The following is a 6,054-nucleotide window of genomic DNA, read 5'->3' as shown; positions in this document are numbered from 1 at the left end:
TTAATCATCTCCTCCATTTACGCTTAGCCTGGGTCAACCAGTGCTTCGATCCTCTATTTGCAGACCAAGCATTAGCCCCAAAACTCTACTCCCCCAACCAGTAGATGCGCCCGATACAAAGCCTGTCTGGAAAATTTGTCGAGCATCTTGTGCCTATCCAGGAGTATTTCCTGCACACCTGCTTACTAATCAGAGATCGAAGATCATTTGAACTAAATCCGCTGCACTTCCCACCCTGCTAACACGAGGGTGGGAGGTGCAGCGGATTTAGTTCAAATCTATATCAAAGAAATGGTAGAGGACGTTCTTGTAATACAGCACAAACTCCTGGACAAACAGAGGATAATTCCTCTTTAACTTAGTGTACAGGAATATAAAGCGATGCTATTTTGACATCACTGTCATTTGGACTGATGCATCCATTGTGCAATTAACTGAGGTGGGAGGCGATCGCCATAGCGCCACAACAGGTCTACTTCTGCCAATCGCCGACAGACCAGAATAGACGGTTGACGATGGGATCGCCCTTGAACCGCAAACCAATGCCCAACCGTACTTCGGCTTGTCTCGGTTAGACGGGCAAGTTCGGTGTAGCTGACCTCCCAGCGCGCCAGAAATTTCTGAGGTGCGATGGGAGCACAAATCTCTTGATAGAGATCAAACAGGTTCCAGTGTCGTTTTGACGGGTAATGCGGCATGGTAATTTTCAAAGTAGTGATAGCCTCAGCACTCCTTGCTAAAGCAATCGAGCGCGAGTTTTGATGATTTGCGAAATGAGATGCTTTTCGGCGCGCTCGTTCTGTCACCATTCGCTGCGCTGCAAATGAGCATTCTGAGGGAGTTAGGTAGAAAAAACTTTTGGGATAAGGCGAGATATCCAAGGATTGGTCGATCTGCCCCAACCTAGGGGCATTATAGAGGCTCCTTCACTCGAATCCCTTTGGCCTTATCGATCGCCAGCATCCCGCCTCGTACCAGTTCTTTTAAAAGCGCCAGCAGTTCATCCTCTTTGAAGTACTTGAGCTTTCCCTCGACGCGGCAGCGGAAATTTTTGCGAATTGACTGTGGGGTAAACCATCCATCTTCGGCAAACTGTTGTCCGGTACCCGTGAGCCATTCCATCAACTTGGTTGATTGCTCAGTGGTTTCGGGCAAGAGAATCATCTCCTCCTCGACAAGGGTGTTTGTCTGAGTGGGATGTTCAATTGGAGCCGGTTTCTCCATGGTGGGAATGAGATACCAACCTTTTTCCCAGGACAGATACGCACACGTTCGTCGGGGAGTACGGTTGAGAATTTCGGGTGGTGGCATCTGAGGCAAGTTGTTATAGCTTTTCTGAATCGCTTCAAAGTGATCCATGCTCTCAGGCTTCTCCAGGGTGACTAAATCAAAGGCGCTGCGATTACCACCCGATAAGCCCAAATCTCCCACCTGCGGCGACTGGGTGATGACCCATAGCGTACGGCCGTAGGTCTCCCCGGTTGAGCTTTCCACCTTCAGCAAGGGTTTCAGGTGTTCTTTGTACCATTTCTCCTGCGTGGCTTCGAGTTTGATCGTTTCATCCACAATCAATAGTGTTTTGCCTCGAGGTTGCGATCGCCACTCCTCCACAAATTGGATCAGAGATTGGGTTACATACTCATCATCTTTGGCATACATCTCGGTGGCCTTTTCCCAGAGGCGATCTACACCATGCCAGTAGCCTGATTCCTGGTGATCGGGTTTCGGGTTGATCACCCACACTGTTAAATCTGGATGAGCCACTTTAGCCCAGCGCCAGCCGTGGGCCACAACAATCCCTTTTCCGACCCGTGGCTTGGCGGTGACAATTGTGGGGCGCAGTCGTTCTCCCAACTTACAGGCCACATTGGCAAACTGGTAATTCAAGATCGGGTTTTCACTCTGGGTTTCAGCAAGAGTCACCTGAGGCAGGGGGATAACATTCTCGGAAGTTGAAGCAGGGGAAGCTTGAACACTCTCAGCCACTTCCTGGGGTGTTGGTGGGGGCTGGATTACTGGTTCAGGGGCGATCGCCTCTTGGTCAGGCGCGATTGCTTCTTGGGCAGGGGGAAGCGCCTGGGGCTGCGCTTTGAGGGCGGTATAAATCATCCGCTCCTCAGCAGGGAGCCACGGGCTTAAATCGGCTCCTCCAGCCTCGATCGCCTCGATTGCCTGAGTGCCTTTTTTGGCTTTATTAGACATTAGTTGAGCGGCCATCAGTCCGATAGCGGCAGCCCCGAGCCACCCGGATACCGAAAATAGCAGAAACCCAAGGGTGATCGCTCCAATGACTTCCAGTGTGCAGGTGTCATAGTGTTCAGAGATCTGGGCGATCGCCTGTGCCCGGTATAGTTCATCGGGGTCAATGGTTCCATCCTGAATCCCGGCTTCTAGCTTTTGTAGTTCATCAGCTTGCCACATCATTAATCCACCCGGTAACTCGTTTCGACAGTTTGGGAGTGACGCTCAGCGCGGCCCAGGTAAGCCTTCATCTGCTTGATCCACTAGTAGGCGTGATAGATCGTTTCAACCGCAAATAGGGTAATCAGCACAAATAGCAGGTTGATCCAATTGATATCGCTAAAGGAGCCAGCTTGCAGAAACAGCCATACCCCATCGACACCCCCCTCCAGGGGTGGGTACTGGAACATACACAAAAGCAAATCAGCGGCATAAACGCCTGTTCGAATGCGGTTGGCGATTCGATACCAGCGGGTTGGGGTGTTGTTATGGTGCCTTTTTAGTTCCCGAATGACCGGTAGGTCAGAGGAGAAGATGGGGAGCACAATGTGGTTTTCCATATTGTGAATCAGGTTACGAATGGTCTGCATGTCCTTTTTGAGAATTTCAGGAAGTAGTTCAAAGATTTGAAAGACAATCCAGATGAACATTCCAATGAAGGTGGTAATTAAAGCGCCAATGCCTGTTTCAAAGAACCATCCCCAATTGGTTGAAGCGGTTATCACTCGAACAAAATCAACATAGGGATTGATATTCAAATAAATGGCAAAACCTGCAACAACAGCCAAACCAAACATCAGGATGTTGAGCATGATCTTTCGACGCTGATGAGCCGATAGTTCACCTGTGCCCATATCATCATTTTTCTTAAGCAAATAACTGGCTAAAAAGCATCCAAATCCAATCAGTAACAACCACATCATCATGATGAATCCTCCACGATTACAGGTAACATTTGGGCGTGTACAGTGTTCAACGCGTAACAAGTAACGTGTACATGGGCGATCGCGTGTAACGATTAAGTACAAACGGTTACAGGCGATCGTTACCGTGTTACGGGTTTAACCGTCGGCTTGTACATCCCCATTTTTGGGAGCCTGTTGAATTAGGTCTTGAACGTTACCTTGATACACGGCAATATCAGAAACAACACCATTGGTAATGACGCCGGTTGTGCCAAATTGATAATCACAAACAACGGTTCCATCGACTAAGGGAATGCCTGTTCCAAGTTGTGTGACGGGTTGATTAGGAACCAAAACAGACTGTTGAGAACCGGTTGGAGTATAGACTTGAAAACAGTTCCGCAGAAAGCGGTCTGCGGCCAGCTCGGAGCGTTCTAATAAGGCTGCTTCCTGGATGCGTGATTGGACTAAGCCACGTTCGCTTTGTTGGCGTAAATCTTTGAGTTGACTGCTGAATTGTTGGCGGTCTTGAAGTTGATCAAAACCCCCGTTCATCAGGAATGCAATGCCAAGAATGGCACTTCCTAAAATGATGAGAGGGTTCTCTTTGATGTACTCGGAAATAGGATTAGGTTGCATGGTTTTGTTTCCGTTTTTTGTGGAGTTCTTTGATGGGTTGGATGGCTGGATTGTTGAAAAATAGTGTTTCTGGCTCCTAGTGAAGGGGGTTAACCAGCCGGGCGTTTATGGCTTTGTACGAGGCGAAGGGGACGTGCTATTTCCTGACCAACAGTGGATTGGATCTGCCGTTTTCAGGAGACTGAGGCATAGGGTGCGGGCGGCCCTGAGAACCCAGTATGTGGAGGAAAACACAGCTCAGCAATCCTAAGAGAAGGGCGATCGCGCCCCATCTCAGGCAGATTGCTGTTGGGGTGGATCGGGAGGAATGGAGAGTAAGCCCAGCTTTTTTGCCAGCTCTACCCGTGCGGCTTCTGTGGCCTGCATCATACTGCCGATTTCTGCGATCGCAAGCTCAGTTCCTAAGCGAGAGCCTTTTTGGGCCGCATTTTGCTTGAGGGCATCCTCCAACGTCTGGTCGTTGCTCACGAACTGCTGGAGGGTGGTGTTGAGGCTAGAGATGGCCTCTGTCAGGCGTTGTGTAGAGTCGATCACAGTGAGATGGAGGGGCTGGATGCTTGGAACCATCAGGGCGGTATTAGACTCCTGCACGGTAATAGATGCAGTTTTTGGGCCTTCAGGATGCTGCGGGCTGGATGCTTCAGAGGCTTGGTAGGCCGCAACTAAATCTGGGTTTTGCTCCCAGAGTTGGGCTTTCCAGGCTTCAAAGGGCAACCCAGAAGTTCTATAACCACCCATTAACTCGATGCAGAGGAGTGTATAGCGCTCATCCGGCAGCTTTAGATCGGTTTCTGCAAACCAGGGACAGGCATCCTTGACTTTCTGGAACCATTGCTGAACCGACTTTCGGGATACCCCATAGTATTCGGCGATCGCTTTTGTGAATTGTGGCTCAGTGGGTTGCCAGAGGGGAGGATGGGCATTCGCACCACCTTCGTAGGAAGTGGCAGAAGGCGTGGTAGGAAGTTCGCTCAGGGGTTCCAGGGCGGGTGGCATCTCGGTTTCCTGCGAATGGGCGATCGGGTCTGCGATCGGCTCAAAAGCCGATATATCAAAGTTTTCAGTCATTTTCTGTAGTCTCTAGAAAGAACTTGTTGCGAAGTGGGTTAATTCATCCCCCAGTTCTTACGAAGCATGGTAGCATGATTGCATCAGAATGCACCAAAATGCACCACAACTAAGATAAGAGGTTAGAGTATGCTTATGGCAGAACCAGTTGGGCATGACGTGGTGGATCGCATCAGCATTGATATTGAAGGGCTTCGAGAGCCTTTAGAGGCTGTTGCTGCTCAGGAAGAGCGAAATCTGAACCAGATGATTCGTTTCCTTCTGAAAGAAGGTCTTGCCAAGATTTCAATGCGTCCAAACCGAAACTTAAAGACCTTAAAACCAGGCTTGATCGAAGAATTAGATACTACTGAGCTTGCAGCATTAGCAACAGAGATTGTGGCTGAACTAGAAAGACGAGCTCAAGCATCTAAAACTGAATAGACATAAAGCCTGCCTGAGAAGTAATTCAGTCTTTAGCAGAACAGCCTTAGCCACTGAAATTCATAATCAAAGGCTCTTCCCTTCACTAGCCAGTAATTAATGCAGCCGTAGCCAGTTCCAAGCCTGGTTGAAAGATGCAGAGGAAGGCAAAACTGAAAAAGCGATCGCCCACTTTCCACAGCAGCGATCGCCTTCTCTACATCCTTTAAGGACTTCATCCTATGATACCAAGAGATTCTTGGCGCGGCAGATCGCTTGCGCCCGATCAGCTTTTTAGTGCTGGCTTTCGTGACGGAATGAACCGTCGCATTCCACATTTCCAATTTTAAGGCAATATCCATTACTTGAAAGGGTATGCCGAAGGCTACTGCTCCATTGCAGACGGCTCGACAATGACGGCCTTCTACCGGAGTTCCAGCCTGGATTCTGCCCTTGAAGCCATTAAAACATGGGAGCAAGACCAGGCTCGCTTGGGGTTGGGCAGTGTTGCACTCAGCTACCGCACTGGGTACTGGGTTGTACTGGTGTCTCAAGACTTACAGGATGCAGCCTTACCCTTCTAATCACCTCTAAATCTGAGGGCGATCGCTTCTTGTGATTTCAAAAGGGGCGATCGCCCTGCTTCGCCTCATCAACTATTGGAACCCACCCTTGTTGTGGGTTGCTTTCTCATGCAAGTTTTTCATTCCTCCTTACAGCAGGCTTTCTCGGATGAAGCCAATGAACTGCTGGTTCTGGGAAATTCACTCGTCTTAAACCTTGAATCTTTCCCAGAACT

8 protein-coding genes are annotated in these 6,054 nt (G+C 49.3%); 2 read left to right on the top strand and 6 right to left on the bottom strand.

Going from position 1 to position 6,054, the window contains the following annotated elements; all coding sequences use genetic code 11:
- Positions 1 to 401 precede the first annotated feature (401 nt).
- The 5 genes from NDI52_RS34590 to NDI52_RS34570 form a co-directional block, all read right to left on the bottom strand.
- The gene (locus NDI52_RS34590) at positions 402 to 698 is read right to left on the bottom strand and encodes a helix-turn-helix transcriptional regulator (RefSeq protein ID WP_348257187.1); all 297 of its coding nucleotides are present in this window, start codon (positions 696 to 698) and stop codon (positions 402 to 404) included.
- A 214-nt stretch (positions 699 to 912) separates the two neighbouring features.
- The gene (locus NDI52_RS34585) at positions 913 to 2,424 is read right to left on the bottom strand and encodes a hypothetical protein (RefSeq protein ID WP_348257186.1); all 1,512 of its coding nucleotides are present in this window, start codon (positions 2,422 to 2,424) and stop codon (positions 913 to 915) included.
- 80 nt (positions 2,425 to 2,504) lie between these two features.
- On the bottom strand, positions 2,505 to 3,167 hold the full coding sequence (locus tag NDI52_RS34580) for a hypothetical protein (RefSeq protein WP_348257185.1): 663 nt from the start codon (positions 3,165 to 3,167) through the stop codon (positions 2,505 to 2,507).
- Positions 3,168 to 3,302: 135 nt separating this feature from the next.
- Positions 3,303 to 3,785: a hypothetical protein gene (locus tag NDI52_RS34575; RefSeq protein ID WP_348257184.1), complete on the bottom strand. Its 483-nt coding sequence runs from the start codon at positions 3,783 to 3,785 to the stop codon at positions 3,303 to 3,305.
- Between the two features lie 273 nt (positions 3,786 to 4,058).
- Positions 4,059 to 4,853: a hypothetical protein gene (locus tag NDI52_RS34570; protein ID WP_348257183.1), complete on the bottom strand. Its 795-nt coding sequence runs from the start codon at positions 4,851 to 4,853 to the stop codon at positions 4,059 to 4,061.
- 135 nt (positions 4,854 to 4,988) lie between these two features.
- On the opposite strand from NDI52_RS34570, the gene NDI52_RS34565 reads away from it, so the two are divergent.
- Positions 4,989 to 5,276, top strand: a complete 288-nt coding sequence (locus NDI52_RS34565) for a hypothetical protein (protein ID WP_348257182.1) — start codon at positions 4,989 to 4,991, stop codon at positions 5,274 to 5,276.
- A gap of 32 nt (positions 5,277 to 5,308) precedes the next feature.
- Here NDI52_RS34565 and NDI52_RS34560 read toward each other — a convergent pair whose 3' ends face one another.
- Positions 5,309 to 5,494: a hypothetical protein gene (locus NDI52_RS34560; RefSeq protein ID WP_348257181.1), complete on the bottom strand. Its 186-nt coding sequence runs from the start codon at positions 5,492 to 5,494 to the stop codon at positions 5,309 to 5,311.
- 126 nt (positions 5,495 to 5,620) lie between these two features.
- On the opposite strand from NDI52_RS34560, the gene NDI52_RS34555 reads away from it, so the two are divergent.
- On the top strand, positions 5,621 to 5,839 hold the full coding sequence (locus NDI52_RS34555) for a hypothetical protein (RefSeq protein WP_348257180.1): 219 nt from the start codon (positions 5,621 to 5,623) through the stop codon (positions 5,837 to 5,839).
- Positions 5,840 to 6,054: the final 215 nt, after the last annotated feature.

It is taken from the genome of Leptolyngbya sp. PL-A3, assembly GCF_039962325.1.
Lineage (GTDB): Bacteria > Cyanobacteriota > Cyanobacteriia > Elainellales > Elainellaceae > Vacuolonema.
Note: the sequence above shows the minus strand (reverse complement) of the source record. Positions and strands in the feature narration are given on the sequence as shown.